The organism is Gilvimarinus sp. 1_MG-2023, assembly GCF_030548285.1.
The window spans coordinates 1-228 of record NZ_JAUOSC010001932.1 but is presented as its reverse complement, the minus strand read 5'-3'; the positions used below and the strand labels follow the sequence as shown (position 1 = coordinate 228).

Here is a 228-nt window from a genome sequence, read left to right as displayed (position 1 = left end):
CCATTACACACACCACAAATAAAGTTGTTGGAATCCATTCTGTAGGAATTCCCCCAGCTATGAGAAGAAAAGGGTATGCAGCAGAAATCATGAAATTGTTGATCAACACATCTCTAGAAAACAATGCAGAACTCATCACATTACAAGCTTCCAACATGGGAAAAAACATCTACCTAAAACTAGGTTTTAAAGAAGAGTTTGTTATTAAAAATTATCGATGGATACAAC

The 228-nt window shown here is 35.1% G+C and carries 1 protein-coding gene; it reads left to right on the top strand.

Going from position 1 to position 228, the window contains the following annotated elements; translation table 11 throughout:
- Nucleotides 1-228, top strand: a 228-nt coding sequence (locus Q4563_RS23390; protein ID WP_303606247.1) for a GNAT family N-acetyltransferase, incomplete at both ends; no start/stop codon positions are given.